Annotated in this window: 31 protein-coding genes; 19 read left to right on the top strand and 12 right to left on the bottom strand. The window is 65.2% G+C overall.

Annotated elements, in window-relative coordinates; translation table 11 throughout:
• Nucleotides 1-42 precede the first annotated feature (42 nt).
• Together V6M50_RS17200 and V6M50_RS17195 are read right to left on the bottom strand one after the other, a co-directional pair.
• Nucleotides 43-1,476, bottom strand: a complete 1,434-nt coding sequence (locus V6M50_RS17200; RefSeq protein WP_332819805.1) for an NAD-dependent succinate-semialdehyde dehydrogenase — start codon at nt 1,474-1,476, stop codon at nt 43-45.
• Nucleotides 1,477-1,525: 49 nt separating this feature from the next.
• Entirely contained in the window at nt 1,526-2,125 is a 600-nt protein-coding gene (locus V6M50_RS17195; RefSeq protein ID WP_332819804.1) for a TIGR02466 family protein, read from the bottom strand.
• 46 nt (nt 2,126-2,171) lie between these two features.
• Between V6M50_RS17195 and V6M50_RS17190 the strand changes: the two genes are divergently transcribed.
• Nucleotides 2,172-3,092, top strand: coding sequence for an SMP-30/gluconolactonase/LRE family protein (locus tag V6M50_RS17190; RefSeq protein ID WP_332819803.1), 921 nt, complete (start codon nt 2,172-2,174; stop codon nt 3,090-3,092).
• A 9-nt stretch (nt 3,093-3,101) separates the two neighbouring features.
• Nucleotides 3,102-3,791 carry a VIT1/CCC1 transporter family protein gene (locus V6M50_RS17185; protein WP_332819802.1) on the top strand — a complete coding sequence of 230 codons (690 nt, stop codon included), beginning with the start codon at nt 3,102-3,104 and terminating at the stop codon, nt 3,789-3,791.
• Nucleotides 3,792-3,824: 33 nt separating this feature from the next.
• On the opposite strand, the gene V6M50_RS17180 is transcribed toward V6M50_RS17185, so the two are convergent.
• Nucleotides 3,825-4,214: a DUF488 domain-containing protein gene (locus tag V6M50_RS17180; RefSeq protein ID WP_332819801.1), complete on the bottom strand. Its 390-nt coding sequence runs from the start codon at nt 4,212-4,214 to the stop codon at nt 3,825-3,827.
• Between the two features lie 56 nt (nt 4,215-4,270).
• Between V6M50_RS17180 and V6M50_RS17175 the strand changes: the two genes are divergently transcribed.
• From V6M50_RS17175 to V6M50_RS17135, 9 genes are all read left to right on the top strand, one after another.
• Complete coding sequence (locus V6M50_RS17175; RefSeq protein ID WP_332819800.1) at nt 4,271-5,374, top strand: DUF2855 family protein; 1,104 nt, start codon at nt 4,271-4,273, stop codon at nt 5,372-5,374.
• Between the two features lie 48 nt (nt 5,375-5,422).
• On the top strand, nt 5,423-5,812 hold the full coding sequence (locus tag V6M50_RS17170; RefSeq protein WP_332819799.1) for a hypothetical protein: 390 nt from the start codon (nt 5,423-5,425) through the stop codon (nt 5,810-5,812).
• Nucleotides 5,813-5,866: 54 nt separating this feature from the next.
• Nucleotides 5,867-6,523, top strand: coding sequence for an HAD-IA family hydrolase (locus V6M50_RS17165; RefSeq protein ID WP_332819798.1), 657 nt, complete (start codon nt 5,867-5,869; stop codon nt 6,521-6,523).
• Nucleotides 6,520-7,227 carry a CoA transferase subunit A gene (locus V6M50_RS17160; protein ID WP_332819797.1) on the top strand — a complete coding sequence of 236 codons (708 nt, stop codon included), beginning with the start codon at nt 6,520-6,522 and terminating at the stop codon, nt 7,225-7,227. Before V6M50_RS17165 ends, V6M50_RS17160 begins: the two co-directional genes overlap by 4 nt.
• The gene (locus V6M50_RS17155) at nt 7,224-8,087 is read left to right on the top strand and encodes an HAD family acid phosphatase (protein ID WP_332819796.1); all 864 of its coding nucleotides are present in this window, start codon (nt 7,224-7,226) and stop codon (nt 8,085-8,087) included. The genes V6M50_RS17160 and V6M50_RS17155 overlap by 4 nt, the downstream gene beginning before the upstream one ends.
• On the top strand, nt 8,087-8,728 hold the full coding sequence (locus tag V6M50_RS17150) for a CoA transferase subunit B (protein WP_332819795.1): 642 nt from the start codon (nt 8,087-8,089) through the stop codon (nt 8,726-8,728). Before V6M50_RS17155 ends, V6M50_RS17150 begins: the two co-directional genes overlap by 1 nt.
• A 10-nt stretch (nt 8,729-8,738) precedes the next feature.
• A complete protein-coding gene (locus V6M50_RS17145; RefSeq protein ID WP_332819794.1) occupies nt 8,739-10,034 on the top strand; it encodes a serine hydrolase domain-containing protein in 1,296 nt (431 codons plus the stop codon).
• An 83-nt stretch (nt 10,035-10,117) separates the two neighbouring features.
• A complete protein-coding gene (locus V6M50_RS17140) occupies nt 10,118-11,095 on the top strand; it encodes an NAD-dependent epimerase/dehydratase family protein (protein ID WP_332819793.1) in 978 nt (325 codons plus the stop codon).
• The gene (locus V6M50_RS17135; protein ID WP_332819792.1) at nt 11,083-11,766 is read left to right on the top strand and encodes a glutathione S-transferase family protein; all 684 of its coding nucleotides are present in this window, start codon (nt 11,083-11,085) and stop codon (nt 11,764-11,766) included. Before V6M50_RS17140 ends, V6M50_RS17135 begins: the two co-directional genes overlap by 13 nt.
• A 117-nt stretch (nt 11,767-11,883) precedes the next feature.
• Here V6M50_RS17135 and V6M50_RS17130 read toward each other — a convergent pair whose 3' ends face one another.
• Together V6M50_RS17130 and V6M50_RS17125 are read right to left on the bottom strand one after the other, a co-directional pair.
• Complete coding sequence (locus tag V6M50_RS17130) at nt 11,884-12,402, bottom strand: sterol desaturase family protein (protein ID WP_332819791.1); 519 nt, start codon at nt 12,400-12,402, stop codon at nt 11,884-11,886.
• Nucleotides 12,403-12,508: 106 nt separating this feature from the next.
• Nucleotides 12,509-14,182 carry a phospholipase D-like domain-containing protein gene (locus tag V6M50_RS17125; protein ID WP_332819790.1) on the bottom strand — a complete coding sequence of 558 codons (1,674 nt, stop codon included), beginning with the start codon at nt 14,180-14,182 and terminating at the stop codon, nt 12,509-12,511.
• A gap of 134 nt (nt 14,183-14,316) precedes the next feature.
• Here V6M50_RS17125 and leuC point away from each other — a divergent pair, with 134 nt between their 5' ends.
• From leuC to V6M50_RS17100, 5 genes are all read left to right on the top strand, one after another.
• Nucleotides 14,317-15,747, top strand: coding sequence for a 3-isopropylmalate dehydratase large subunit (gene leuC, locus V6M50_RS17120; protein ID WP_332819813.1), 1,431 nt, complete (start codon nt 14,317-14,319; stop codon nt 15,745-15,747).
• Nucleotides 15,744-16,337 (top strand): 3-isopropylmalate dehydratase small subunit, encoded by a 594-nt coding sequence (gene leuD / locus V6M50_RS17115; RefSeq protein WP_332819789.1) that lies wholly within the window; start codon nt 15,744-15,746, stop codon nt 16,335-16,337. Before leuC ends, leuD begins: the two co-directional genes overlap by 4 nt.
• Nucleotides 16,338-16,347: 10 nt before the next feature.
• Nucleotides 16,348-17,343: an NADPH:quinone oxidoreductase family protein gene (locus tag V6M50_RS17110; RefSeq protein ID WP_332819812.1), complete on the top strand. Its 996-nt coding sequence runs from the start codon at nt 16,348-16,350 to the stop codon at nt 17,341-17,343.
• Nucleotides 17,344-17,375: 32 nt separating this feature from the next.
• Nucleotides 17,376-17,612, top strand: a complete 237-nt coding sequence (locus tag V6M50_RS17105; RefSeq protein ID WP_332819788.1) for a DUF167 domain-containing protein — start codon at nt 17,376-17,378, stop codon at nt 17,610-17,612.
• Nucleotides 17,613-17,689: 77 nt separating this feature from the next.
• Nucleotides 17,690-17,986: a hypothetical protein gene (locus tag V6M50_RS17100; RefSeq protein WP_332819787.1), complete on the top strand. Its 297-nt coding sequence runs from the start codon at nt 17,690-17,692 to the stop codon at nt 17,984-17,986.
• Between the two features lie 203 nt (nt 17,987-18,189).
• Here the strand turns inward: V6M50_RS17100 and sdhA are convergent, their stop codons facing one another.
• The 7 genes from sdhA to ald all read right to left on the bottom strand — a co-directional run bounded on the left by sdhA (nt 18,190) and on the right by ald (nt 23,835).
• Nucleotides 18,190-19,992 (bottom strand): succinate dehydrogenase flavoprotein subunit, encoded by a 1,803-nt coding sequence (gene sdhA / locus V6M50_RS17095; protein WP_332819786.1) that lies wholly within the window; start codon nt 19,990-19,992, stop codon nt 18,190-18,192.
• 1 nt (nt 19,993) lies between these two features.
• Nucleotides 19,994-20,398: a succinate dehydrogenase, hydrophobic membrane anchor protein gene (gene sdhD / locus V6M50_RS17090; protein ID WP_332819785.1), complete on the bottom strand. Its 405-nt coding sequence runs from the start codon at nt 20,396-20,398 to the stop codon at nt 19,994-19,996.
• On the bottom strand, nt 20,391-20,834 hold the full coding sequence (gene sdhC, locus V6M50_RS17085; protein WP_332819784.1) for a succinate dehydrogenase, cytochrome b556 subunit: 444 nt from the start codon (nt 20,832-20,834) through the stop codon (nt 20,391-20,393). The genes sdhD and sdhC overlap by 8 nt, the downstream gene beginning before the upstream one ends.
• 145 nt (nt 20,835-20,979) lie before the next feature.
• Nucleotides 20,980-21,462 carry a hypothetical protein gene (locus tag V6M50_RS17080; protein ID WP_332819783.1) on the bottom strand — a complete coding sequence of 161 codons (483 nt, stop codon included), beginning with the start codon at nt 21,460-21,462 and terminating at the stop codon, nt 20,980-20,982.
• Nucleotides 21,463-21,540: 78 nt separating this feature from the next.
• Complete coding sequence (locus tag V6M50_RS17075) at nt 21,541-22,125, bottom strand: TetR/AcrR family transcriptional regulator (RefSeq protein ID WP_332819782.1); 585 nt, start codon at nt 22,123-22,125, stop codon at nt 21,541-21,543.
• A 327-nt stretch (nt 22,126-22,452) separates the two neighbouring features.
• Nucleotides 22,453-22,698 (bottom strand): hypothetical protein, encoded by a 246-nt coding sequence (locus V6M50_RS17070; protein WP_332819781.1) that lies wholly within the window; start codon nt 22,696-22,698, stop codon nt 22,453-22,455.
• Between the two features lie 21 nt (nt 22,699-22,719).
• A complete protein-coding gene (ald, locus tag V6M50_RS17065; RefSeq protein WP_332819780.1) occupies nt 22,720-23,835 on the bottom strand; it encodes an alanine dehydrogenase in 1,116 nt (371 codons plus the stop codon).
• Between the two features lie 160 nt (nt 23,836-23,995).
• Between ald and V6M50_RS17060 the strand changes: the two genes are divergently transcribed.
• The 3 genes from V6M50_RS17060 to V6M50_RS17050 all read left to right on the top strand — a co-directional run.
• Entirely contained in the window at nt 23,996-24,481 is a 486-nt protein-coding gene (locus tag V6M50_RS17060) for an Lrp/AsnC family transcriptional regulator (protein WP_332819779.1), read from the top strand.
• A 129-nt stretch (nt 24,482-24,610) separates the two neighbouring features.
• On the top strand, nt 24,611-25,963 hold the full coding sequence (locus V6M50_RS17055; RefSeq protein ID WP_332819778.1) for a methyl-accepting chemotaxis protein: 1,353 nt from the start codon (nt 24,611-24,613) through the stop codon (nt 25,961-25,963).
• Nucleotides 25,964-26,137: 174 nt separating this feature from the next.
• The coding region (locus tag V6M50_RS17050) for an SDR family NAD(P)-dependent oxidoreductase (RefSeq protein ID WP_332819777.1) at nt 26,138-26,616 on the top strand (479 nt) is incomplete at its 3' end.

Below are 26,616 nucleotides of genomic sequence, written 5' to 3'. Positions count from 1 at the left end.
GGACCCCCGCCTTCGCGGGGGCACACCATTTATTGGCGGCGATCAGTAAATATGCACCGCCTTCGTCACCAGATAGCCGTCCAGCCCCTCGGGCCCGCTTTCGCTGCCGAAACCCGATTCCTTGATCCCGCCGAACGGCGTGTCGAGCGTCGAGATGACGAAGCTGTTGACGCCGACCATCCCGCTCTCGATCGTATCGACGATGCGGTTGATCCGCCGGCCATTTTCAGTGAAAGCAAAAGCCGCGAGGCCATAGGGCAACCGGTTCGCCTGTTCGAGCGCCTCGTCTTCGGTGCCGAACGGACGGATCAGCGCCATCGGGCCGAAGGGTTCGTTGTTCATCGCATCGGCGTCGATCGGCACGTCGGCAATCGCGGTCGGCTGGAAGAAATAGCCGTTGCCCGTCGCCTCGCCGCCCGCGATCACGCGCGCGCCCTTCGCCTTGGCGTCGGCAACCAGTGCTTCGAGCGCGGGGATGCGACGGGCGTTGGCGAGCGGGCCCATCTGCGTGTCGGCATCGAGCCCGCTGCCGATCTTCACCTTCGCCGTCCGCTTGGCAAAACCCTTCACGAACGCGTCGTAGATGCCCTGCTGGACATAGAAGCGCGTCGGCGAGATGCACACCTGGCCCGCGTTGCGGAACTTCTGCGTTACGACCTTGTCGAGCGTCGCCTGAAGATCGCAGTCGTCGAACACCAGCACCGGGGCGTGGCCGCCGAGTTCCATCGTGATCCGCTTCACACCGTCGGCGGCGAGTTTCATCAGATGCTTGCCGACCGCGGTCGATCCGGTGAAGCTGACCTTGCGGATCACCGGGCTGGCGAGCAAATGGCGGCTGATCATGTCGGGATCGCCATAGACGAGCTGGACGACGTCGCCGGGGATGCCCGCGTCGGCGATGCAGCGCATGATCGCGCTGGTGCAGCCCGGGGTTTCCTCGGGCGCCTTGGCGATCACAACGCAGCCCGCAGCGAGCGCCGGCGCGATCTTCTTGACCATCAGGTTGACCGGGAAGTTCCATGGGCTGAAGCCCGCGACCGGACCGACCGGATGCTTGGTCACCATCGCGCGCTGCCCCGCAGGGCGCTGGAGTACGCGGCCCTCGATGCGTTTGCCCTGCTCGGCGAAATAGTCGAACAGCCCCGCCGCCGACAGCACCTCGCCGCGCGCCTCGGCGATCGGCTTGCCCTGTTCGAGCGTGAGCAGGGTCGCGATATGATCGACGCGTTCGCGGATCACGCCCGCGACCTTGTGCATCAGCGCGGCGCGCTCGTCGGGGGTTTTCGCTCGCCATACGGGCCAGCCGCGTTCGGCGGCGGCAAGCGCTTCGTCGAGGTCGGCGATGGTGGCGACCGGTAGTTCGGCGATCGTGCCCGCGGTCGCGGGGTTATAAACCGGCCGTTCGTCGCGTCCCTCACCGCTCCGCCAGGCGCCATTGATGAAGAGCTGGAGGTCGGCGTCGTAGGTCGCGGTCATAGGTGGTCCTTTGCCAAGGAAATGGGGGATGGCGGCGATATAGGAAGCGTCAACGATAGTTAAAGCTGATGCTGATCCGCTCGCCCTTGCCCGAATGCGGCATCACTTCGTGACGCAGCCAGCTCTCCCACAGGAAGACGCGGCCAGCGGCGGGTTCGGCGTAGATAAAGGGCAGCAGATGCTCGGGCGCATCGTCGGTGCGTCCGGGTGCCGCCATCAGCATCGCGAGCCGCGGGTCTTCGAGTTTGAGCGCCCCCGATCCCGGCGGGACGGCGACGTAGAAGGTCCCCGACACGATGCTGTGCGGATGGATATGCCCGCTGTGCGTGCCGCCGGGCTTCAGGACATTGACCCACATGCTGTCGAGCTTGAGCGGCTTGGCGAGGTCGAAGTGGCACACCTTGGCGAAGGCTTTCACTTGCCTATCGAGCAGGCGCTTCAGGTCGTGGAAGGCGGGGTCGCGCTCGGGCAGGTCGCCGAGGCTGGCATAGCTGGTATAGCCCTTATAGCCATGCTCGCGGCTCCACGCGCGCCCCGCGCCATCCTCCTCGGCGAACAGGCGGCTGCTTTCTTCCAGCTCATCGAGCAGGTCTGCCGTACCGATGTCGGCCTCATAGAAAATACTGGCGAAGAGCGAACGAACGGGCATGATGGCCGCAAAGCACAGCAAGTGCTGTCACGCAAGGGAGACGGGGATGGCCGAGTTTGAATTGATCGCCGACGGATTGCGCTTTCCCGAGGCGCCGGTGGTGATGGACGACGGCAGCGTGATCGTCGTCGAGATCGAGGCGAAGCGCATCACGCGCTGCTGGCCGGGCGGCAGGAAGGAGGTCATCGCAACCCCCGGCGGCGGCCCCAACGGCCTTGCGATCGGTCCCGACGGCAAGCTGTATTGCTGCAACAATGGTGGGTTCAACTATGTCGAATCGAACGGCTATCTCGCGCCGCACGGCATCGCCGACGATTATTCGGGCGGGCGGATCGAACGCATCGACATCGAAACCGGCGAAGTCGAGGTTTTGTACAAGTCGGGCGACCATGGCGTTGTGCTGCGCGGTCCCAACGACATCATGTTCGACGCGCACGGCGGCTTCTGGTTCACCGACCATGGCAAGGTCGACTATGCCGCGCGATGCCACGACATCGTCGGCATCTTTTACGCCAAGGCCGACGGCAGCTTTATCGAGGAAGTGATCTTCCCCTCGAACAATCCGAACGGCGTCGGCATCTCGCCCGACGGCAACACGCTCTACGCGGCCGAAACCTACACGTGCCGCCTGATGAAGTTCAACATCGTCGCCCCTGGCAAGGTCGACGACGCCGCGGGGCCCGGCGGGCCCGGCATCCCTCTCTATCGCCCCGCGGGTTATAAATTCTTCGACAGCCTCGCGATGGAAGCGAGCGGCAATATCTGCGTCGCGACGATCGGCGAATGCGGGATTTCGGTGGTCGGCCCCGACGGACAGCTGGTCGAATTTGTCGCGACCGACGATATTTTCACCACCAACATCGCCTTTGGCGGACCCGACCGGCAGGATGCCTATATCACCCTGTCGGGCACGGGGCGGCTGGTGAAAACGCGTTGGGCGCGGCCAGGGTTGCAGCTGCAATATTGAGGGGGACCGATGCACCGCGAAGATCACGCCGTCACGCGGATCGGCTGGCTGCGCGCCGCGATCCTGGGCGCCAACGACGGCATCGTCTCGACCGCCAGCCTGATCGCCGGCGTCGCCGCGGCGGGCGCAGCGCAATCGTCGATCCTTGTCACGGGGACCGCAGGGCTGGTTGCGGGCGCGATGTCGATGGCGGCGGGCGAATATGTGTCGGTGAGCTCGCAGGGCGACGCCGAAAAGGCCGACGTCGAGCTGGAGAAACGCCACCTTGCGGCCGACCCCGAATTCGAGCTCGAGGAGCTGACGCTGATCTATCAGGAGCGCGGGCTCGACCGCGCGCTCGCCGAGCAGGTCGCGGTGCAGCTCACCGATCACAACGCGCTCGACACCCATTTGCGCGACGAGCTGGGCCTCACCATCGAAATGGCGGCACGGCCGGTGCAAGCAGCGGCGGCGTCGGCCGCGAGCTTTACCGCGGGCGCGGCGCTGCCGCTCGCGACGGTGTTGGTCGATCAGGGCGACACGCTGCCGTGGACGGTTTCGGCGGCGTCGCTGGTCTTCCTCGCCATCCTCGGCGCGCTGGGCGCGCGAGCGGGCAAGGCGCCGATGTTGCGTGCCGTCGTGCGCGTGACTTTCTGGGGCGCGATGGCGATGGCGGCGACGATCGCGATCGGGTCGCTACTCGGGACGACGGTGGGTTGATTCAACACCATGCGTCCTTCGCCGGGATGACGCTTAAAAGGAGCGGCGCTCCAGCCATTCGCGGAGCGCAATAGCATTGTTCCGCTCCTCGCTTTTCGCGGCATAGAGCAAGGTCACCGGGCCTGCCTGCGACGCAGCATCGAGCACGAACAGCGCAGCCCTCACCTCTTCGCTGCCCGCATCGAGTTCGGCAAAATAGTCGAGCCGGAACGCATCCCATGCTGCGTCCGAATCGGTGGTCGCGCCATGATAGCGCTTGCGCAGGCCATCGCTCGGCGACAACGGCTTCAGCCATGCGGCGAGCGCCGCCTTTTCCTTCGACACCCCGCGCGGCCACAGCCGGTCGACGAGGAAGCGCGCCCCGTCGCCGCGACCAGCGGGTTCGTGAATGCGTTTGACCGCGATTGTCAGCGCCGTCCCCATCTGTATGACTATCGATCATCCCGCGGCCGCGGGCAAGACAATCACAGGGGTCCGGAATGAGCGCAAAGAGCTGGGCGATCGACATCGATCGCGACGATATTACGCAGGCCGAACTGGTCGCGGAAGCGGGCACACCGCTCGCGCCGGGGCAAATTCGTGTGCATATCGACTGCTATGCGATGACCGCCAACAACATCACCTATGCCGTGTTCGGCAAGCCTTCGGGGCTGTTCGGGAACGATCAGGGCTATTGGGATTTCTTCGCCGAACGGGGCGAACCCGGCCGCCTGCCCGTCTGGGGCTTCGCGACCGTCACCGAAAGCGCCGCCGAGGGCATAGCGGCCGGCGATCGCTTCTACGGCTATTATCCGATGGCGAGCGATGCGGTGCTGACGGTGGGCAAGGCCGGACCCGGCGGCTTCACCGATGTCACCCCGCGCCGCACCACGCTGCCGCCGATCTACAACAACTACCAGCGGATCGAGGCGCTGGAGGGCTACCGCGCCGCCGACCATGATTATTGGCCGGTGTTTCGCCCGCTCTTCCTCACCGGCTGGCTGATCGCCGATCAGTTCGAGGATGAGGGCGACTATGGCGTCCAGCAGATTTTGATCGCCAGCGCGTCGAGCAAGACCGCGATCGGCCTCGGCTTTGCGCTGGGGCAGCGCACCGACCGCCCCGAAACCATCGGGCTGACGAGCGCCGCCAATGTCGATGCACTCGCCGCGCAAGGCATCTACGACCGCGTCGTCAGCTACGACCAGATCATGACGCTCAACGCGGCCGCTCCCGCGGCGCTCGTCGACATGGCGGGCAATGGCGCGGTGACGCGCAGCGTGCACAGCCATTTCGGGAGCCAGCTTCAGGCCTCGATCGTCGTCGGCAAGTCGCATTGGGATGCGCAGGCCGATGTCGAGGGGCTGCCCGGCCCCGATCGCCAGGGCTTTTTCGCCCCCGGCCGCAGCCAGAAGCGCATCGCCGACTGGGGCGGCGCGGCGTTCGGGCAGAAGATCGCGGAGGCATGGCTCGCCTTCATGGATGTTGCGCCGCGGCTCGCGAGCATCGATAAGCGGAGCGGCGGCGAGGCAGCGCTTGCGGCCTATAAGGAGATGCTGTCGGGCATGGCAGACCCCAAGACGGGAATCGTCGTCATACCCTGAACAGCCGCGGTCGCAGCCTTCGTTTGACCCATGAAAGGATGCCGCATCATGTCCCGTTCGCTCACTCTGGCCACCCTGATTGCCGTCGGTCTGGTGCTGCCCACCACGTCACACGCGCTCGCCCCGTCCGCGACACGCAAAGCCGACCTCGCCGATCGTGTCGCGGGCACCTATAAGGGCGATGTCGCGTCGGACGCACGCGGTTCGTCGAAGGACAATGTGACGATCACCGTGACGCGCGTCGGGGCGAACAAGGTCGAGATCAAGTCGGACTATCCGCGCATCCCGACGGTCACCATCCCGCTCGAAAAGGCGATGGATGCGATCCTCGCGGCGAGCGGGCCTTCGGTGTTCCTGCTCGACACCGTGCGTTCGCCCGACCGGCTCGACCTGACCATCGACGACGCCAGCTGGTCGGGTACGCGCGTCAAGAAATAACGCCGACGCCGCCGCGGAATTGACGCGCCGGGCAAAACTCGCTCTAGCCGCGCCATGTCCCGATACACCCATGTCATTTTCGACTTCGGCGGCGTCATCACCGCCTCGCCCTTCGAAGCCTTCAACCGGTTGGAGGAAGAGCGCGGGCTGCCGCGCGATTTCGTGCGCCGCGTCAACGCCGCCGACCCCGACGGCAATGCCTGGGCGAAGTTCGAACGGGCGGAAATCGACGCTGCGACGTTCGACGCGCTCTTTGCCGAAGAAGCGCGTGCCTTGGGACACGACCTCGAAGGCGAAGCCGTGCTCGCGGTGCTCGCCGGCGCGATCCGCCCGGCGATGGTGGCCGCGCTCGATACGCTGAAGGCCGAGGGTTTCACCATCGGCTGCATCACCAACAATGTGCCGAGCGGCAAGGGTTCCGGCATGGCGCGCAGCGACGCGCTGGCGGCCGAGGTCGCGGCGATCATGGCGCGCTTCGATCATGTCGTCGAATCGAGCAAGGTCGGCGTCCGCAAACCCGATCCGCGCATCTATCGGATGATGTGCGAGGCGCTGGGCGTCGATGCGGCAGCGTGTGTTTACCTCGACGACCTCGGCATCAACTGCAAGCCCGCGGCGCAGCTCGGCATGCACGCCATCAAGGTGACAAGCGGCGAACAGGCGCTTAAGGAGCTGTCGCAGATTCTTGACCTGGAGTTCTCCCACTCATGAAGAAGATCTACCCCGACGCCGCCGCCGCGCTCGACGGCCTTCTCTTCGACGGCATGCACGTCTGCGCAGGCGGTTTCGGCCTGTGCGGCATCCCCGAACGGCTGATCGACGCGATCCGCGACGCGGGTACGAAGGACCTGACCATCGCCAGCAACAACGCCGGGATCGACGGCGAAGGGCTCGGAAAGCTGCTCCGGACCAAGCAGGTGAAGAAGATGATCTCGTCCTATGTCGGCGAGAACAAGGAGTTCGAGCGGCAATATCTGGCGGGCGAGCTCGAGGTCGAATTCTGTCCGCAGGGCACGCTCGCCGAACGTTGCCGCGCGGGCGGCGCGGGCATCCCCGGCTTCTACACCAAGACGGGCGTCGGCACGCTCGTCGCCGAGGGCAAGGAAGTGAAGAGTTTCGACGGGCAGGATTATATCCTGGAGCGCGGCATCTTTGCCGACCTCGCGATCATCAAGGGGTGGAAGGCCGACGAGAGCGGCAACCTCATCTTCCGCAAGACCGCGCGCAACTTCAACCAGCCGATGGCGACCGCGGCGAAGATCTGCGTCGCCGAGGTCGAGGCAATCGTTCCGACCGGCAGCCTCGATCCCGACAGCATCCACCTGCCCGGCATCTATGTGAAGCGCCTGATCGTCGGCGCGCCGTACGACAAGAAGATCGAGTTCCGCACGGTACGCCCGCGCGAGGCGGCGTGAAGCGCGGCTTTGCCCTTACGGGTGCGCTGCTGCTTGCCGGCTGTGCGAGCACGCCGGCGGAGGTGGCGACTACGCCGCCGCCTGCCCCGGCCGAAGCCGCCAAGCCGCCGGCCCAGCTGCAATATCTCTATGGCTCGCCCGAGGCCGCCGTCGTGGTGCGGGCGACCAATGCGCGGATCGCCGATTATGGCGTGTGGCGGATCAAGGAGCGGCCGAAGGACAGCGTCGTGCTCGCTGCGGGTGCGACGATGGATGCGCCGACCTTCGAGCCGTGCGGCAACAAGCCCTTTGCCGCGGTCTTCGACGCCGACGAGACGTTGATCTGGAACCTCGGCCCGATGCGCCATTTCGCGCAAACCGCGTACGATCCGAAAGTCTGGGACCAGTGGGAAAAGACGGGCGCGGGCAAGGCGAAGGCCATGCCCGGCAGCGTCGAGATGGTGAACGCCCTGCGTGCCGCGGGCATCGCCGTGATCGCCAACACCAACCGCAGCGCCGTCAATGCCAAAGGCAGCGAGGATACGCTCCGCGCCGCAGGGCTCGGCGAGTTCAAGCATGGCGAGACGCTGTTCCTGATGGGCGACGACGCCGGCGGATCGAGCAAGGACCCGCGCCGCGCCACGATCGCGTCGAAATTTTGCGTCATCATCCTCGGCGGCGATCAGCTTGGCGATTTCAGCCAGCAGTTCAACGACAAGGCGCTGCCCGCCGCGAGCCGCATGGTGCTTGCGACCGGCGCGGGCGCATCCGCGCTTTGGGACAAGGGCTGGTTCCTTTTCCCGAACCCCGTCTACGGCCCGTGGGAAAAACTGGGCTGGGGCGACATCTTCTCCACCGATAGTGAATGGGAGCCGAAATAATGGCCTGGACCCGCGACGATATGGCGGCGCGCGCCGCGAAGGAACTGCAGGACGGCTATTACGTCAATCTGGGCATCGGTATCCCGACCCTGGTCGCGAACCATATCCCCGCGGGCATGACGGTCACGCTCCAGTCGGAGAACGGCATGCTCGGCATCGGCCCCTTCCCCTATGAGGGTGAGGAAGACCCCGATCTGATCAACGCGGGCAAGCAGACGATCAGCGAGCTGCCGCAGTCGGCCTATTTCAGCTCCTCGGACAGCTTCGCGATGATCCGCGGCGGGCATATCGACCTGACCGTGCTCGGCGCGATGGAAATTGCCGAGAATGGCGACATCGCGAACTGGATGATCCCGGGCAAGATGATCAAGGGCATGGGCGGCGCGATGGACCTCGTCGCCGGGGTGAAGAAGATCATCGTGGTGATGGAACATAATGCCAAGGACGGCAGCCCAAAGTTCATCCCGGCGTGCACGCTACCACTGACCGGCAAGAATGTCGTCGACATGATCATCACCGACCTCGCGGTGTTCCGGCGCGACGATCACGACAGCCCGTTCCGGCTGATCGAGCTTGCGCCGGGGGTGACGGCGGAGGACGTCGCGGCTAAGACGACGGCAAAATATGAGGTCGCAGTCTAATCGAGAGTCCATGCAGCGCGTTTTTGCTTTTCTGATCGCGGTCGCCGCGCTGGGGTTTACGGGCTGGTTTGGTCTTCACGCCTTTGGCGGCAGCCACCCGCTTGCCAGTGTCGCAATCCCGATCAAGTCCGCGGACAACCTGCCCGACACGCCCGCCGAATGGCGCGGCCGGATCGACTATCGCGCGCTCGACAGGCAATTGTCCGACCTGTCGCGGCGGCCCGAAATGGCGGGGCTGGCGGTGGCGGTGGTGGAAGACGGCGAATTGCGCTTCGTCCGCACCTATGGTTTTGCCGACAAGTCGACTGGCGCGCCGGTGACGCCACAGACCCTGTTCCGCTGGGCCTCGGTTTCCAAGACCGCGACGGGCGCACTGGCGGCCGCGCTGGCAACGGATGGCACCATCGATCTGGACCGTCCGGTCGCCGACTGGCGCACCTCGCTGCGCCTGCCCGGCGGCGCCGAGGCGCGGGTCACGTTTGGCGATCTGCTTGCCCAGCGCACCGGTCTCACCAAGAACGCCTATGATGAGAAGCTGGAGGAAGGGCAGCGCCCCGCGCTGCTGCGCAGGGGCCTTGCCGCCGCGCCGCTGCAATGCGAACCCGGCACCTGCCACACCTATCAGAACATCGCCTTCGATGCCGCGAGCGAGATATTGACGCGGGCTGCGAACAAGCCTTTTTCCGATGCGGTCGAGGATCGATTTTTCCGCCCGCTCGGCATGATCAGCGCGGGATACGGGATGGAGCGGCTGACGGGCGCCAAGGACTGGGCAAAGCCGCACCGCGGCGCGCAAGTCCGCCCGGTCAAGGAGGCCTATTGGCACGTTCCCGCTGCGGCGGGGGTCGAAAGCGATATTGTCGACTTCGCCACATGGATGCAGGCGATGATGGGCAGCCGCCCCGATGTGCTGCCGGCCCCGGTGTTGCAGCTTGCCCATCGCCCGCGTGTCGGCACGGGGCGGCTCTATGGCGGCGCCTTGCGCCAGGCCACTGGCGATGCGGCCTATGGCCTGGGCTGGCGGAGCTTCACCTATGGTGGTGACAGGATCGAAGGCCATTCGGGGGCGGTTTCGGGCTATCGCGCAACGATGATTTTCGAACCGGCGACGCGGACGGGCGTCGTGGCGCTGTGGAATAGCGATTGGGGATTTCCATTCCGTATCCCGTTCGCGGTGATCGATAGCTATCACAAGCGTGACGACGCGGGCTGGCTCGACCTCAGCGAACTGCCCCCGCAGACGGGCGACGCCGCCGGGGCCAATCCGATTGCCCGGAATCCGACGGCACAGACACCCTTGCCCTGAATCGGATAAAGCGGGGCACGCTTGCCCCCCTGTCCGCTGCCTGTGTATGAGGCGCGCGTGCAAGGCCGAGAGGAGAATCATCGATGCGCGTGCTGCTGACCGGATCGTCGGGTTGGCTGGGGCGCTATCTCGCTCCCCTGCTCGCCGAAAACGGGCATGAAGTCACCGGACTCGACGTCGTTCCCGGCGCGCATACGCAGGTGCTCGGCACCGTCGCCGATCGCGCGCTGATCGACCGGACGATGGGCGAGCATGGTATCGAGGCGGTGATCCACGCCGGCGCGCTGCACAAACCCGACATCGTCCGCTATTCGCGGCAGGCGTTCATCGACGTCAATGTCAGCGGCACGCTGAACTTGATCGAGGCGGCGGTCGCGGCGGGCAACGACCGCTTCCTCTTCACCTCGACGACATCGCTGATGGTCCGCGACGATGTACGCGGCGGTGCGGCACCCGATGGGGCGTGGTGGATGGACGAGGATTTCGGCCCCCTCGCGCCGCGCAACATCTATGGCATCACCAAACTCGCCGCCGAACAGGCGTGCCAGCTGGTCCACCGCGAGCATGGCATCGCGGCGTTGATCCTGCGGACCGGCCGCTTCTTCCCCGAGGACGACGATACGCTGGCCGTCCCGAGCGGGCTGAACCTGAAGGCGAACGAGCTGCTGCACCGTCGGCTGACGGTGGAGGATGCCGCGGCGGCGCATCTCGCCGCACTGGAAGCCGCGCCGCAGATCGGTTGCGACACTTTTATCCTGTCGGCACCGCCGCCCTTTTCGCGCGATGAAGCGGGCGATCTTGCGAGCGATGCGCGCGCGGTCATCGCCCGGCATTATCCCGAAGCCGAGGCGTTTTACGCTGCGCGCGGCTGGGTGCTGCCCGATCATATCGCCCGCGTCTACGATCCGTCGCGCGCCGAGCGGCGGCTGGGCTGGCGCGCCAAAACCGATTTCGGCAGCGTGCTGGCCGCGCTCGCCTCGGGCACGCCGCTGCCTTTCGCGCACGACCCCGATTACACGTCGCCGATCGTGGCGCAGGAGAGCGACCTATGTATGTGCTGATCACCGCCAATCGCAATTATTCGAGCTGGTCGCTGCGCCCGTGGGTGCTGATGAGCGCGCTCGAAATTCCGTTCGAGGACCATGTCGAACCGTTCACCAACCCCATCAACTATGATGAATTCCGCAGCTTTTCGCCGACGGGTCAGGTGCCCGTGCTGCTCGACGAGGGGCGGACCGTTCATGACTCGCTCGGCATCACGCTCTATCTCGCCGACCGGCATGAGGGGGTATGGCCCGCCGATCCCGACGCGCGCGCCTGGGCAGGGTGCGCGGCGGCGGAAATGCACAGCGGCTTTTCCGCCCTGCGCGGCGATTGCACGATGAATGTGGGCGTCCGCGTGACGCCGAAGCCGCCGTCGGGCGCACTGAGAATTGATGTCGCGCGCATCCGCGAATTGTTCGGGGAAGGTTTGTCGCGTTTCGGCGGCCCCTTTCTCGCGGGCGATCGCTTTACCGCCGTCGATGCCTTCTTTGCCCCGGTCGCCTTTCGCATCCGCACCTATGGCCTCGATGTCGGCGTCGGACAGGCCTGGGTCGATCATATGCTCGCGCATCCCGCGATGGTCGAATGGGAACGGCAGGCGCTCGCCGAAAGCTGGCGCGAGGAAAGCCATGAGGAAGAGCTCGCGGCGGCGGGCGTGATTACGGCGGATTATCGGCACAGTTCGTAGCTGGATAAACACCGTTCGCCCTGAGCTTGTCGAAGGGCTGTCCTCATTCTTTCGAGCATCGGTTGAAAGGAAGAACGGTCCTTCGACAAGCTCAGGACGAACGGATCAAGGCTCAGCCTAATCCGCCAGCGCTTCCTTGACCACGGCGATCCCGGCCGCCCGCTGCGCCTTCAGCTCGGCCTTAAGCTTTGCCGGATTGCGCGCGAAGACGAAGCCGAAGCTCACCCCGCCCTCTTTGCCGATCGTCGCATGGTGGAGCTTGTGCGCCTGCACCAGCCGCTTCGCATAGCCGCGCCGCGGCACCCAGCGAAACGTGCGCTGATGCACCAACCCATCGTGCACGAGCGTATAGATGATCCCGTAGAAGAGGATACCAAGACCGATCCACGTCGCCGGCTCCCACGCGCTCGTGCCGCGGATCATCGGGCTGCCGGCGGCGAACATCGAAATGCTCATCGCGGCGCCGACAAGGCCGAACAGGTCGTTCTTTTCGAGCACCCGATCGTGCGGCTCGTGATGGTCGCGATGCCACGCCCAGCCAAAGCCGTGCATGATATATTTGTGGCTCGCCCAGGCGACCAACTCCATCGCCGCGACGGTGGCGACGATCAGCACGAGGATGGCGGCGAGCGACATGCGCGCGAATATACGCCCCCTGTCCCGGCCGCGCCAGCCCAGGGCGCGATCATCTTTGACTGACGCGCTTTCATCTTCTGTTTGTCAAACGAGGATGATCCTGACCCTAGTCGCCAACGAAAACCAGCCGGTCGCTAAACTTGTGGCTGCGCGCGGTCGCCGAAAAGCTGGTTTTCATCCAGTCGCCATTCTCGCTGAGATAATCGTCGTCGGTCAGCCCGGCACTGCGGATCTGGTTGATGAAGGCGCGCGATTTATAGTGATCGAACATGCGCAGGAACTCGGTCGCCATGATCGCGATCAGGCGCGGATCGGTGGTCAGGAAGGCGTTTTCGTCATTCCCCTGGCAGCTTTCGTCGCTGAAATTGGCCGATCCGAACAGCATCTGCGGCTTGGTGCCGAAAGGGTCGATGATCATCAGCTTGCTGTGGATCTTGTGATTGCCGAACGCCTTGGCGTCCCATTTGCGCCCCATATAGGTTTCGAGCCGCGACGGGACGAAATAGCGCGTGTTGTTCGTCGTCAGCGCCTCGACCTTCTTGCGCACCGTGGTGTTCGCAAGGCCGTAATGGAGCAGCTCGTTCGGCTGCGCCGCGATCGCGGCGACGATCGCGGGGTCGAGCGCGAAAGGCGCGCTGGTGAAGACGCAGCTTTTCGCCGCGCCGACCAGTTCGACTGCCTTGTCGACGATGTCGAGGGAGCGCACGGGCGAGAAATATTGCATGGCGAACGGCCCGCCGCCCGCTGCCGCGAGCCGCGCCTGGAGCGCGCCGACGCGGTTGCGCACCTCGGCCGGATCGGTTTTCGACGATCCGCGCGGGGGATCGTCGGCCAGAATCAGCCAATAGTCGTGATAAGCGGCCGCCGTGACCGGATCGTCGAGGATCACCGCGGCATTGGTCTGGTAATAGAAGGCGTTTTCCGAAAAATTGGCGGTACCGGTAAAGGTCCGCACCGGCACCCCGCCCGCCAGATGGACGATGAACTTGTTGTGGCTGATCTTCTGGATCGCCGCGCGCGGCGTCGCGACGGCGGTCAGGCCGTGCGCGGCCAGCATATGTTCGCTTTCGGTCGTCGCATTGTCGCCGGCCTTGGCGTGATAAATGATATGGACATCGACCCCACGCGCCTTTGCCGCCGCGAGCGCCGCGGCGACTTCGGCGTCGAAAAATTCGTAGATGCAGACGCGCAGGGCATTGCCGGACCCAGCCCCCGCGATGAAGCCGATCAGTGCTTCCTTCAGTCCGCGCGACAGCCAGCGCCACGCCGCGCCATCGGGAACGTCGCGCGGATGCACACCCTTGAAGCGGTCGAGATAGGCAAAAGCAGAAGTGACGCCGCGATTGACATAGGCGCCCACGCCTGCCGCCATTTCGGGCGACGGGCGCAGCTTCAGGGTCAGCGGCGGTTCGTCGGTGGTCAGACCGTTGGGGGGCGTCCCGCGCACCGGAAAAATGTCGAAAACATAGCCCTGATGGCTTTTCAGCGTATAATCGTTCCAGCGAAAGCGCTGGAACGGCGCCTTGCGCGACGACACATCGAATCCGTCCGACGGGTCGCCCCGAAAGCGTTTTTCGCCGCGCAGCCAGTTGACCGCGATCACCTCGCCGGTGGCAAGGTCGATCTCGCTCTTGCGGACCGCAAAGCCGTGCAGCCCTTGCCTTTGCGCCGGGTCGACGTCCCAGCCCAGCGAGATGCTGTGCGTGCCGACCAGCGCCGCGGCGCGATAGGGCCCGCGCGTCGTGCGGATGACGGGACGATAATCGGGAATCGATACCATGGGCCTCTCCTGTTTGCTCGCGACTCCAGAAGGGCGGGACGGATGCTAAGCAAATCTGCCGGGATTACGACCGAAAATTGCGTTTTCGAACGCCACCGGCTTGCATTGAGTCGAGGGAGGCTTAAGTGAGCCGCATGACTCGCCCCCGCACCCTGTATGAGAAAATCTGGGACGCGCATGTTGTCGAACAGCGCCCCGACGGCACCTGCCTGATCTTCATCGACCGCCATCTGGTCCATGAAGTCACCAGCCCGCAGGCGTTCGCGGGACTCCGCGCCAACGGGCGCACGGTGCGCCGCCCCGACCTGACGCTGGCGGTGCCCGACCATAATCTGCCAACCACTGCGCGCAAGGACGCGAGCGGAGCCCGCCTGCCGATCGCCGACGCCGAAAGCGCGGCACAGCTCGCGGCGCTCGAAAAGAACGCCCCCGAGTTCGGCATCCGCTACATCGACGCGATGGCGGCCGAGCAGGGGATCGTCCATGTCGTCGGCCCCGAGCAGGGCTTTTCGCTGCCCGGCACGACGATCGTCTGCGGCGACAGCCACACCGCATGCCACGGCGGCATCGGCGCGCTCGCTTTCGGCATCGGGACGAGCGAGGTCGAGCATGTGCTCGCGACGCAAACCTTGCTGCTCCAGCCCGCCAAGACGATGGAAGTGCGCGTCGAGGGCGACGTCGGCCCCGGCGTTTCGGCCAAGGACATCATCCTCCACATCACCGGCACCATCGGCGCTGCAGGCGGCACCGGCCATGTCATCGAATATACCGGCAGCGCGATCCGCGCACTCAGCATCGAGGGCCGGCTGACCGTCAGCAACATGGCGATCGAGGGCGGCGCGCGCGCCGGGCTGATCGCGCCCGACGAGGTAACCTTCGCCTATCTGAAGGGCCGGCCCTATGCGCCGAAGGGTGCCGACTGGGACGCCGCGGTCGCCTATTGGAAGAGCCTCGCGACCGATCCCGGCGCAACCTATAACAAGGTGGTCGTGATCGACGCCGCCGACATCGCGCCGAGCGTCACCTGGGGCACCAGCCCCGAGGATGTCGTGCCGATCACCGGCGTCGTCCCCGATCCGGCAAGCTTCGCCGATCCGTCGAAGCAGACCGCCGCGGCGAAATCGCTCGCTTACATGGGGCTCGAACCCGGTACGCGGATGCAGGATGTTCGGGTCGAAAATATCTTCATCGGCAGCTGCACCAACAGCCGCATCGAGGATCTGCGCGCCGCCGCCGCGGTGCTCAAGGGCCGCCACAAGGCCGACAACGTCAAATGGGCGATCGTCGTCCCCGGTTCGGGGCTGGTGAAGGCGCAGGCCGAGGCCGAGGGGCTCGACCGCATCTTCACCGACGCCGGCCTCGAATGGCGCGAGCCCGGCTGTTCGGCGTGCCTTGCAATGAACCCCGACAAGGTGCCCGCGGGCGAACGCTGCGCGTCGACGAGCAACCGCAATTTCGTCGGCCGCCAAGGGCCGGGAAGCCGCACGCACCTCGTCAGCCCCGCTATGGCGGCGGCGGCAGCGGTGACCGGTAAGCTCACCGATGTGCGGGAGCTGATGGCATGACCCCGATCGAGAAAGTCGAAGGCCGCGCGATCCCGCTGGGCCTCAAAAATGTCGACACCGACGTCATCATCCCGGCGCACTGGCTGAAAACCGTCAGCCGCGAGGGCATGGGCAAGGGCGCGTTCGAGTCGCTCCGCGCCATCCCCGGCAACCTCTTCGACAACCCCGCCTACAAAGGCGCACCGATCCTGATCGCGGGCGATAATTTCGGCTGCGGGTCGAGCCGCGAGCACGCCGCCTGGGCGATCGGCGACCTCGGCATCCGCGTCGTCATCGCGCCCTCCTATTCGGACATTTTTTCGGGCAATGCGGTCAAGAACGGCATTTTGCCCGTCGTGCTGCCGCAGGCGGCCATCGACCGGCTGATGGAGGTTGCCGAGACCGACCCGATCCATGTCGACCTCGACACGCAGACGGTGACGACGCCCTTCCAGGACCGCTTCACCTTCGAGATCGATCCGTTCCGCAAGATGTGCTTGCTGAACGGGCTCGACGAAATTTCGCTCACCGAAAAGAGCGACGCGGCGATCGCCGCGCATGAGAAAAAAATCGCGGCGGAGCAGCCCTGGCTGATCCCTGCAGCACAATGAGGAGAAGATGATGAAGGCTCTCTTGTCGACCGCAACCGGCGGCCCCGAAACGCTCGAACTCGGCGAATTGCCCCGTCCGACCGCGGGCAAGGGCCAGATCGTGATCGATGTGAAGGCCTGCGCGGTCAACTTCCCCGACGTGCTGATCATCGAGGATAAATATCAGTTCCGGCCAGAGCGCCCCTTCGCCCCCGGCGGCGAAGTCGCGGGTCTGGTCGCCGAAATCGGCGAAGGCGTGACCGAGTTCAAGGTCGGCGACCGGGTGATCGCGGGCTGCGGCAATGGCGGCATGTCCGAAGCCGTCGCGGTCGGCGTCCACAATGTCTATCACCTTCCCGAAGCGCATGATTTCGCCGCGGGCGCCTCGCTGCTGATGACCTATGGCACCAGCATCCACGCGCTCGTCGATCGCGGCCATATCGCGGAAGGCGACACCTTGCTCGTCCTCGGCGCATCGGGCGGTGTCGGCATCGCGGCGGTCGAATTGGGCAAGGCGTTCGGCGCGCGCGTCGTCGCGGGCGTTTCGAGCGAGGCGAAGGCCGAGATTGCGCGCCAAGCGGGCGCCGACGAGGTTGTCGTCTATGGCTATCAGCCGTTCGACAAGGATGCGTCGAAGGCGCTCGCCGAGACATTCAAGGCGGCGGTCGGCCCCAATGGCGCGAACGTCATCTATGACGCGGTCGGCGGCGACTATGCCGAGCCCGCGCTGCGCTCGATCGCGTGGGAGGGTCGCTATCTTGTCGTCGGCTTCCCCGCGGGCATTCCGCGCCTGCCGCTCAACCTGACCTTGCTCAAGAGCTGCGACGTTGCGGGCGTCTTCTGGGGCGCCTTTGTCGCGCGCGAACCGGTGCGCAACCGCGCCAATATCGCGCGACTGTTCCAATTGTGGGAGCAGGGCAAGATCAAGCCGCGCGTCACCGAAAGCTTTGCCCTTGCCGATGGCGGCAAGGCGATCGCCAAGCTCGGCGACCGCAGCGCGGTCGGCAAGCTGGTCGTGACGATCTGAAATATCGGCCCGATCCCGCGCTGACCGAAGCGTTGCGTGCGCTCGCCGCATCGGGGCGGATCGAGGTGCGGGTGACGCCGGGTGCAAGCCGCGACGAAGTACGGATCGTCGATGGCGCGGTGCAGCTCCGCGTTACGGCTCCGCCCGCCGACGGCGCCGCGAACGAGGCGGTGCTGCGCCTGCTCGCCGCCGCGATGGACCGGCCGCGGCGCGAACTGACCTTGTTGCGGGGCGCGACCGCGCGGATCAAGCTTGTCGGTATCGATTGATCGGTCCCGGTTAACCCTTTGGCAGGGGCTCGGCACTATTGTCCGGCCTCAGGACTAGCTGGGCCGAGGGTGGATCAATGGCGACTCGCCGTTCGATACGTGATGAGAATGAAGCGAGTATCGCGAATATTTCGCGCACCCGCCGCGCCCGGCTCGTTGCCGAGTTCGAGGGCGAGCTGGGCATCGACTATAAGGCGCGCGCCGCCGCCGTCGAGGCCGAGCGCCGTTGGGTGGCCCGCAAGACGTTTATTGTGTGGGCTGTCGCGTTGATCTTTTTCACCATCGCGTGCCAGAAGCTCTGGATCATGGGCCAGGACGTCGATCAGCCCTTCTCCGACATCAATCCGGTGGATGACCTGTTCGGCGGCGGATGACCCCCGGTTCAGGCCGGCGCAATCAGCGGTTACGAACGGTTGAAAAAGCCGAAACCAAAGGTTGTCACGGCGATAATGCAGTAAAGCGAATTTCGTCCTTGTCCGTCATTCCGGCGAAGGCCGGAAGCTCTCGGTCGCGCGATATCGCGCCGTTGAGATCCCGGCTTTCGCCGGGATGACAAAAATGGGTCAGCCGGCGCCGATCAATACACCCGCGCCTTCGGCTTGATATAGTCGACGTCGTCGGAGAGCGTATATTCGTGGACCGGGCGGTAATCGAGGCGGACGCCGCCACCCTTGCCGCCCCAGCCGTCGAACCAGCCGATGCTGTGCTTCATCCAGTTCGCATCGTCACGGTTCGGGAAATCCTCATGCGCGTGGGCGCCGCGGCTTTCCTTGCGGTTGAACGCCGAGTGCATCGTCACCGTCGCCTGGCTGATCAGATTATCGAGCTCGAGCGTTTCGATGAGGTCGGTGTTCCAGATCAGGCTGCGGTCGGTCACGCCGATGTCGTTCATGCGGCTGTAGGTCTTGGCGAGCTTTTCCTTGCCTTCGGCCATCAGCTCGTCAGTGCGGAACACCGCGGCGTGCGCCGACATCGCGCGCTGCATCTCGGTGCGGATCTCGGCGGTCGGCGAGCCGCCACTGGCATTGCGGAAATGATCGAGGCGGCCAAGCGCAAGGTCGGCGCTATCCTTAGGCAGCGGCTGCTGCGCGGCACCGGGGGTGATGATTTCCTTGAGGCGATGCCCCGTCGCGCGGCCGAAGACGACGAGGTCGATCAGGCTGTTCGAGCCCAGACGGTTTGCGCCATGGACCGACACGCATGCCGCTTCGCCGACCGCGAACAGGCCGGGGACGACGGTGTCGGGGCCGTCCTTGCCGAGGGTCACGACTTCGCCATGATAGTTACAGGGGATGCCGCCCATATTGTAATGGACCGTCGGCACGACGGGCAGCGGCTGGCGCGTCAGGTCGACGCCCGCGAAAATCTTGCCGCTTTCGGTGATGCCGGGCAGGCGTTCGTGGAGCACCGCGGGATCGATATGATCGAGGTGCAGATAGATATGGTCGTTGTGCGGGCCGACGCCGCGGCCTTCGCGGATTTCGAGCGCCATCGAACGCGACACGACATCACGCGACGCCAGGTCCTTCGCCGACGGGGCGTAGCGTTCCATGAAACGCTCGCCTTCGGAGTTGGTGAGATAGCCGCCCTCGCCGCGCGCACCCTCGGTGATCAGGACGCCCGCGCCGTAGATGCCGGTCGGGTGGAACTGGACGAATTCCATGTCCTGGAGCGGCAGGCCGGCGCGCAGCACCATGCCGCCGCCGTCGCCGGTGCAGGTGTGCGCCGAGGTCGCGGTGAAATAGGCGCGGCCGTAACCGCCGGTCGCGAGCACGACGGCCTGGCTGCGGAAGCGGTGGATGCTGCCGTCGTCCATGCACAGCGCGATCACGCCGCGACACGCACCGTTTTCCATGATCAGGTCGAGCGCGAAATATTCGACGAAGAAGTCGGCGTCATATTTCAGCGACTGCTGATAGAGCGCGTGGAGCATCGCGTGACCGGTGCGGTCCGCGGCGGCGCAGGTGCGCTGCACCGGCGGACCTTCGCCCATATTCTGCATGTGACCGCCGAACGGGCGCTGGTAGATCGTGCCGTCCTGGTTGCGCGAAAAGGGCACGCCGGCATGTTCGAGTTCGTAGACCGCCTGCGGCGCCTCGCGCACCATATATTCGATCGCATCCTGGTCGCCGAGCCAGTCGGAGCCCTTAACGGTGTCGTACATATGCCATTGCCAATGGTCGGGCGAATTGTTGCCGAGGCTGGCGGCGATGCCGCCCTGCGCCGCGACGGTGTGGCTGCGCGTCGGGAACACCTTGGTGATGCACGCAGTCTTGAGCCCCGCCTCGGCGCTGCCCATCGTGGCGCGCAGGCCCGATCCGCCGGCACCGACGACGACGGTGTCATAGATATGGTCGATGATCTTGTAGGCGTCGGTCATGTCACATGCCCCCCGGCGCGACGGACAGGGGCGCCAATGCGATACGGACGATCGCAAAGATGCCGTAGGCGCCGCCGCCGATCGCGTAGAAGTTGAGAAGGACGATCGCGAACAGGCGCGTCGCCTCGCCATGGACATAATCCTCGATCAGCACCGTCAGGCCCAGCCGCAGGTGCCAGAAGACGCTGACGAGCATGAGGATCAGCGCGAGCGCGACGGTCGGGTTCGACGCCCAGCGCAGCACCGCGGCATGATCGCCGAGCGGCAGGCGGATGAGCGAGACGAAGAGAAAGCCGACGAGCAGGATGTTGCCGAGCGCAGTCAGCCTTTGTTGCAGCCAATGCTGCGCGCCATGCCCCGACGAGCCGAGCCCGCGGACCTTGCCAAGGTGCGTTCCGTTACCCATTGAGCGCCTCCTTGAAGATGTAGAGCCAGGTCGCGGCGGTCGCGAACACGCCCGCGGCAATCACGACAATCGACCACAGCTTGTTGGTTTTGAGCTCATAACCCGCGCCGGTGTCGAGCACGAAGTGGCGAAGCCCCGAGAAGAGATGCTGGAAGAAGGCCCAGGTCAGGCCGACGAGTATGATCTTGCCGAGAATATTGGTGATCTGATGGAACGTGCCGGCATCGGGATCGTGCCACACACAGGCGACGAACGCCGCATAGGCATCGGGACCCGCGGCGAGCGCGCCGAGCCACCAGAGGAACAGGCACGCGCCGACGATCGCCAACCCGTCACCGCTTATGCGATGAAGGATCGAGACCGTCATCGCGGGGCCCCATTTATATACCTGCAGATGCGGGGCGCGCGGACGCGCGCTCGGTTCGTTGCCAGCCATATCAGCCCTGTCTTGACTCTAAACGGTCGATGCGGTGCCGGTAATCCTTCCCGCCGCGATATGCAATTGCTTAGGAGCATAGGGGATTAAATCCCTTCGCCGGGCGACGTGGCGCGCGCTGAACGGGGCCATTTGCTCCGCAGCCTCAGGCGTCGCCCCGCTGTCGTCGTAGACGGATGATCTGCGCAGCCAGACCGATGACGAGAATGGCGAAAAGCGTGGCCTGCGCCCCCAGCAGAAGCGGAGAATCCAGCCGGGTGACCAAGGGGTGGCCATCGGGAACACGGCGCAGGATTTCGGTTACGGTCGGCAGCATCAATAAGAATGCTGTGAGGCTGAGACATATTGTTTCGACGAACAGCTTCACGCGCCCGGAACCCGGAAGCCGACCGACGCCATAGCCGACGAGCAACAGCGCCAGGGTGGTGCCGCCGATAGCATAGCTCACCGGCTGGCGGGCAATCAGGAATACCGAAGCAGCCCCGATCAGCATGAAAACAAGATAGGCGGTGCCGCTCCGCGATCGGGGTACGATCCGTCCATGACGCGCGAACATATAGGCGGCCAAGGGAATGGCGGGCAAACTGCCGAGCGTATGCACCCAGCCGAGCGTCGAGATTCCGAACATTGCGATTCCTTTCTGAAAGAAAACCTACCTTCTGATTGGTAGGCAGGTTGACAAAGGCCGCTGGCGTGCGCGGCGAGACTAATTTTGAACGATCAATCGTCCGAGAAGCGGGGCAAGCGCCGCCCCGAACATCTCCGGCTTGTCATAGGCCCGCGCCGACAGCATCGCGCCGTGCACGGTGGCCATGAACAGTTCCGCTTCGGCCTGCGGCGGCGCCACGAGATCGATCTGGCCCATCTGTTCGCCACGCTCCAGGACGGTAGCGAGCCAGGCCGACAGGGCACGAAAATGCGCCCTGACCTCAAGCACCACCTCGTCCGGAAGAATGGGGATCTCGCTTGCCAGCAGCGCGCAAACGCAGATCGGGGCGGTGGCGTCGGCGATGCAGGTTTCCCAATAGCCCGTATAGGCGCGGAGTTGTTCGACGGGATCGGAGCGATGGCTCTCGATCGCCGCCATGCCCTCCCGCGCCTCTTCCCGGTAGCGCGCGACCAAGGTGCGAACGAGGTCGGCCTTGGCCGGAAAATGATGATGGATGCTGGCCTTGCGGATACCAACCACGCCGGCGATGTCGGCGTAGCTGAAACCATTATATCCGCCGATCACGATCAGCGATCGCGCGCAGGCAAGGATATCGTCGGACGTCTTCGAAGCGTTGCGCATCGCGATATGCCTACCTTCTGATAGGTAGGCTGTCAACTTGTACCTTGGGGGCAGCTAACGACCGGAAACGGCCCTTTCAAATCTCGTCACCCTGAACCTGCTTCAGCATCCATGGCCTGCCGGTTCCTTCGACGCCGCGTTTTATTAGAGCTCGGGCCATGGATGCTGAAACAAGTTCAGCATGACGAATGTTGGAGGGCCGCTCACCGCCCCAAAGCCGACATCCCTTCGCGCAGGAAAAGGGCGGCACGCGGCCGCCCCCTGGATCCCGGACCAAGTCCGGGATGACGCATTCCCCCGCGCGCCTGCAGCGCGCGGGGGAATGCGTCACTTGATCTTGTCACGGTTTGCGTAGAGCAGCGCAGCGATCACTGCGGCCGAGCCGATGCCGAGACCTGCGGCGGCGGCGGTTTTCCAGCCGCGCTTGCCATTGCCCTTGGCCGCTTCCTTGTCGGCGGCTTCGGCGGCGTCGGCGGCTTCCTGTTGCTGCCGGCGTTCGCGCGCGGCGCGGATCACTTCATTTTCTTCCTGTTCGTCGTCTTGCGGCGGGGGAGGTGGCACTTGGTCGGTCATCGTCTCTCTATGTCCTTTTTGTCAGGCAAGCGCCTGTTCGACAGGCACATAATCGGTTCCGACCGCTTCGGCTACGGCTTCGAACGTCACCTTACCATTCCAAACGTTCAAACCCTGCGCAAGATGCACGTCGCGTTTCAAAGCCTCTTTCCAGCCGAGATCGGCGATGCGCAGCGCGTGCGGCAGGGTGACGTTGTTGAGCGCATAGGTGCTGGTGCGCGCGACCGCGCCCGGCATGTTCGCGACGGCATAATGGACGATGCCGTCGACCACATAGGTCGGCTCGGCGTGGGTGGTCGCGTGGCTGGTCTCAAAACAGCCGCCCTGGTCGATCGCGACGTCGACGAGCACCGAACCGGCCTGCATCGTCCCGAGCATGTCGCGCGTCACGAGTTTGGGCGCTTCGGCGCCGGGGATCAGCACCGCGCCGATGACGAGGTCGGCCTCGGCGACGCATTCGGCGAGGTTCGCGCGGTTCGAGAAGCGGGTCTTGGCGCGCGATTCAAAGAAGGTGCCGACGCGTTCGAGGACTTCGGGATCGCGGTCGAGGATGGTGACGTCGGCGCCGAGGCCCGCCGCCATCTGCGCCGCGTTGAAGCCGACGACGCCGCCGCCGATCACGCACACCTTGCCCGGCGCCACACCCGGCACGCCGCCGAGGAGCACGCCGCGCCCGCCGTGCGCCTTTTCGAGCGCGGTCGCGCCGGCCTGGATCGACATGCGCCCCGCGACCTGGCTCATCGGCTTGAGGAGCGGGAGGCCGCCGTGCGGGCTCGTGACGGTTTCATAGGCGATGCAGACGGCGCCCGATTTCATCAGGTCGCGCGTCTGGTCGGGATCGGGCGCGAGGTGGAGGTAGGTGTAGAGGATCTGGCCTTCACGCAGCATCGCGCGCTCGACCGGCTGCGGCTCCTTGACCTTCACCACCATGTCGCACTGCGCGAAAATTTCTTCGGCGCTCTGGACGATCTCGGCGCCCGCCTCGACATAGAAGCGGTCGTGCGCGCCGATGCCCTCGCCGGCGCCGGTCTGCACCAGCACGCGGTGGCCGTGGACATGCAGTTCGCGGACGCTTTCGGGGGTCAGGCCGACGCGATATTCGTGGTTCTTGATTTCCTTGGGGGTGCCGATGATCATGCTTCGCTCTCCATTGCTCAGCCGTCGGTCGCGCCATTGCGCCGCCGCGGATTCCATGTCGGCGCATATAGCAGTTTAGCCGCGCGATGTGCTTGCATATCCTTCCCGGATTCGCGACAATCGCGCATGATTTTGGCGTGAAATGGACCAGAGACGCACAATGATTGATCGGATCGACGCGAAGTTGCTCGGCCTGCTGCAACGCGGCGGCCCCCGCCCCGCTGCCGAACTGGGCGAAAGCGTCGGCCTGTCGGCGTCGGCGTGCCACCGCCGCATCCGCGCGTTGGAAGCCGCGGGGATCATCACCGGCTATACCGCGCGGCTCGACCCCGAAAGTATCGGCCTTGGGCTCGACGTGTTCGTCGACATCAGCCTGACGTCGCAGAGCGAAGAAGCGCTCACCGCCTTTGAAAGCGCGGTCAAAAGCTTCGACGAGATACTCGAATGCCAGCTGCTTTCGGGCGCTTCGGACTATCGGCTGCGGGTCGCAGCGTGCAACGTCGCCGATTTCGACCGGCTGCACCGCCACTGCCTGTCGCGCCTGCCCGGGGTCGCGGCGATGCACAGCGCCTTTGCGCTGCGCACGATCAAGGCGTTCGACGGCTATCCGGTCCCCCGCCCCTCTGGCGTCGACGAGCGCCGCTGAGGTCAAAACTTCGCCCGCTGGTTAACGGCGAATTTACTGTTTCACCGGCATATCCCGTTCACCAGTTTCGCGGACGCATGGGGGCGACAGACCCGCACGTCTAATGGGATCGATCAGGGAAGCAGGATCATGGTGAAGGAAAATCCGATTCATAAGCAGCAGATCGATCCGGTGCCGATGGCCGATCGTTTCCCCTTTTACGACCTCGACGGACGCCTTGCCGCCAATGCGACGGAGATCCACGCGATCATCGCCGGGCGCGAGGAAGCGATCGCGATCGCTTATTGGGATGCGTTCAACGCGCTGCCCAGCGTCGAGCGCGCGGTCGAGGGCGAACTTCTCGCCTCGTATATCCGCGGCAGCGCACGCCATACCGAAAGCAAATATGCCGACGCCGCGGGGCAGGAGGTCGCGACGATCGCGTGCCAGAATACCCATATGGCGCGGCGCGTGAAACTGCCGCTCGCGTCGGTGATGTCGTGCATCGCCGAAAGCCAGCGGCTGACGATAGAATATGTCGTCGAGGCGTGCATGGGCGATGCCGACCGCCTGGCACGACTGACGAGCGCGATCAACCGGCTCGGCCTGCTCGAATTCGACATCATGCAGCGCTATGCCGAAAAGCTCGACCGCGCCGTCATTTCGGGCGAGCGGCAGACGCTCGCGGGCGATTTCGACCGCTCGATCGCCTCGCTGGTGCAGGACACCGACGGGGTGCGCGAGCAACTCGCCAAGCAGGCGGCGTCGGCCGACCAGGCCGCGAAGGGCATGATCGCCAAGACGAGCGAAGTTGCCGCCGCGTCCGAACAGTCAGCGATGGCGATGCGCGAAGCCGCCTCGACCGCCGCGGGCCTGATCCGGGCGATCGAGGATGCGCGCAGCGAGGTCGAAGCCTCCGCCACCGTCGCCACCCGCGCGTCCGAACAGGCGGGCGAAGCCGTCGCGATGTCGGAAACACTGTCGCACCATGCCGAATCGATCGAATCGATTTTGGGCCTGATCCGCGAGATCGCGGGCCAGACCAACCTCCTCGCGCTCAACGCCACGATCGAAGCGGCGCGGGCGGGCGAATCGGGGCGCGGCTTTGCCGTCGTCGCGCAGGAGGTGAAGAGCCTCGCCAACGAAACCGCGCGCGCGACCGACGACATCGCGGGCAAGATCACCGCGATCCAGCACGCGACACGCGGGTCGGTGAGCGCCAACCAGTCGATCCAGGCGACGATCGTCGAGGTCCAGGAATCGGCGCAGCGCATCCGCGACGCAATGGACGCGCAGGCACAGACGGTCACCTCGATCACCGCCGCGGTCGACGAAACCGCGCTCGCCGCCGATTCGATGTCGTCGACGATCGCGAGCATCCGCAACGATTCGGGCATGGTCGCGAGCGAGATCAGCGTGCTGAGCCAGGAATTCGCCAAGATGGGCGGCCGCCTGCAACAGCTGGAAAAGGCCGCGAGCGATTTCAGCCGCCGGGTGGCGTAAAACACAAAACAACCCCAAAATCCGTATCCCCGAGCGAAGACGAGGTGCTAGGCCGAGCGAAGTCGAGGTCAGCACTGCTATCGGTTCTCGCTTCGCTCGAATGGCCCCCTCGTCTTCGCTCGGGATACGGGGTTGAAGGTTGGATTAAGACCTTCTCGCCGCTAAAGCCGCCGCATGACCACCCACATCCTCATCACCGGTGCGAGCCGCGGCATCGGCGCCGCGATCGCCGCGGCGCTCACCACCGAGGCGACGCAGGTCGTCGCGCTGTCGAGTGCCGACGGCGACCTGGCCGACCCCGCGACGCCCGACCGGCTGTGGCAGGCGAGTCTCGACCGGCTCGACGGCCGCATCGACGTCCTCGTCAACAATGCCGGCGTGTTCGAGGACAACCCGCTGGGCGACCCCAACGCCGACTGGCTCGCGAACTGGAACCGCACGATGCAGGTCAACCTGACCGCGAGCGCGCAGCTCTGCCGCCATGCGGTGCTGCACTGGCACGAACGCGGCGCTCCCGGCCGCATCGTCAATATCGCGAGCCGCGCCGCCTATCGCGGCGACAGCCCCGCGCACTGGCATTATGCCGCGTCGAAATCGGGCATGGTCGCGATGACCAAGACGATCGCGCGCGCCTATGCCAAGGACGGCATCCT

The organism is Sphingopyxis sp. (assembly GCF_036675685.1).
GTDB lineage: Bacteria > Pseudomonadota > Alphaproteobacteria > Sphingomonadales > Sphingomonadaceae > Sphingopyxis.
Note: the sequence above shows the minus strand (reverse complement) of the source record. Positions and strands in the feature narration are given on the sequence as shown.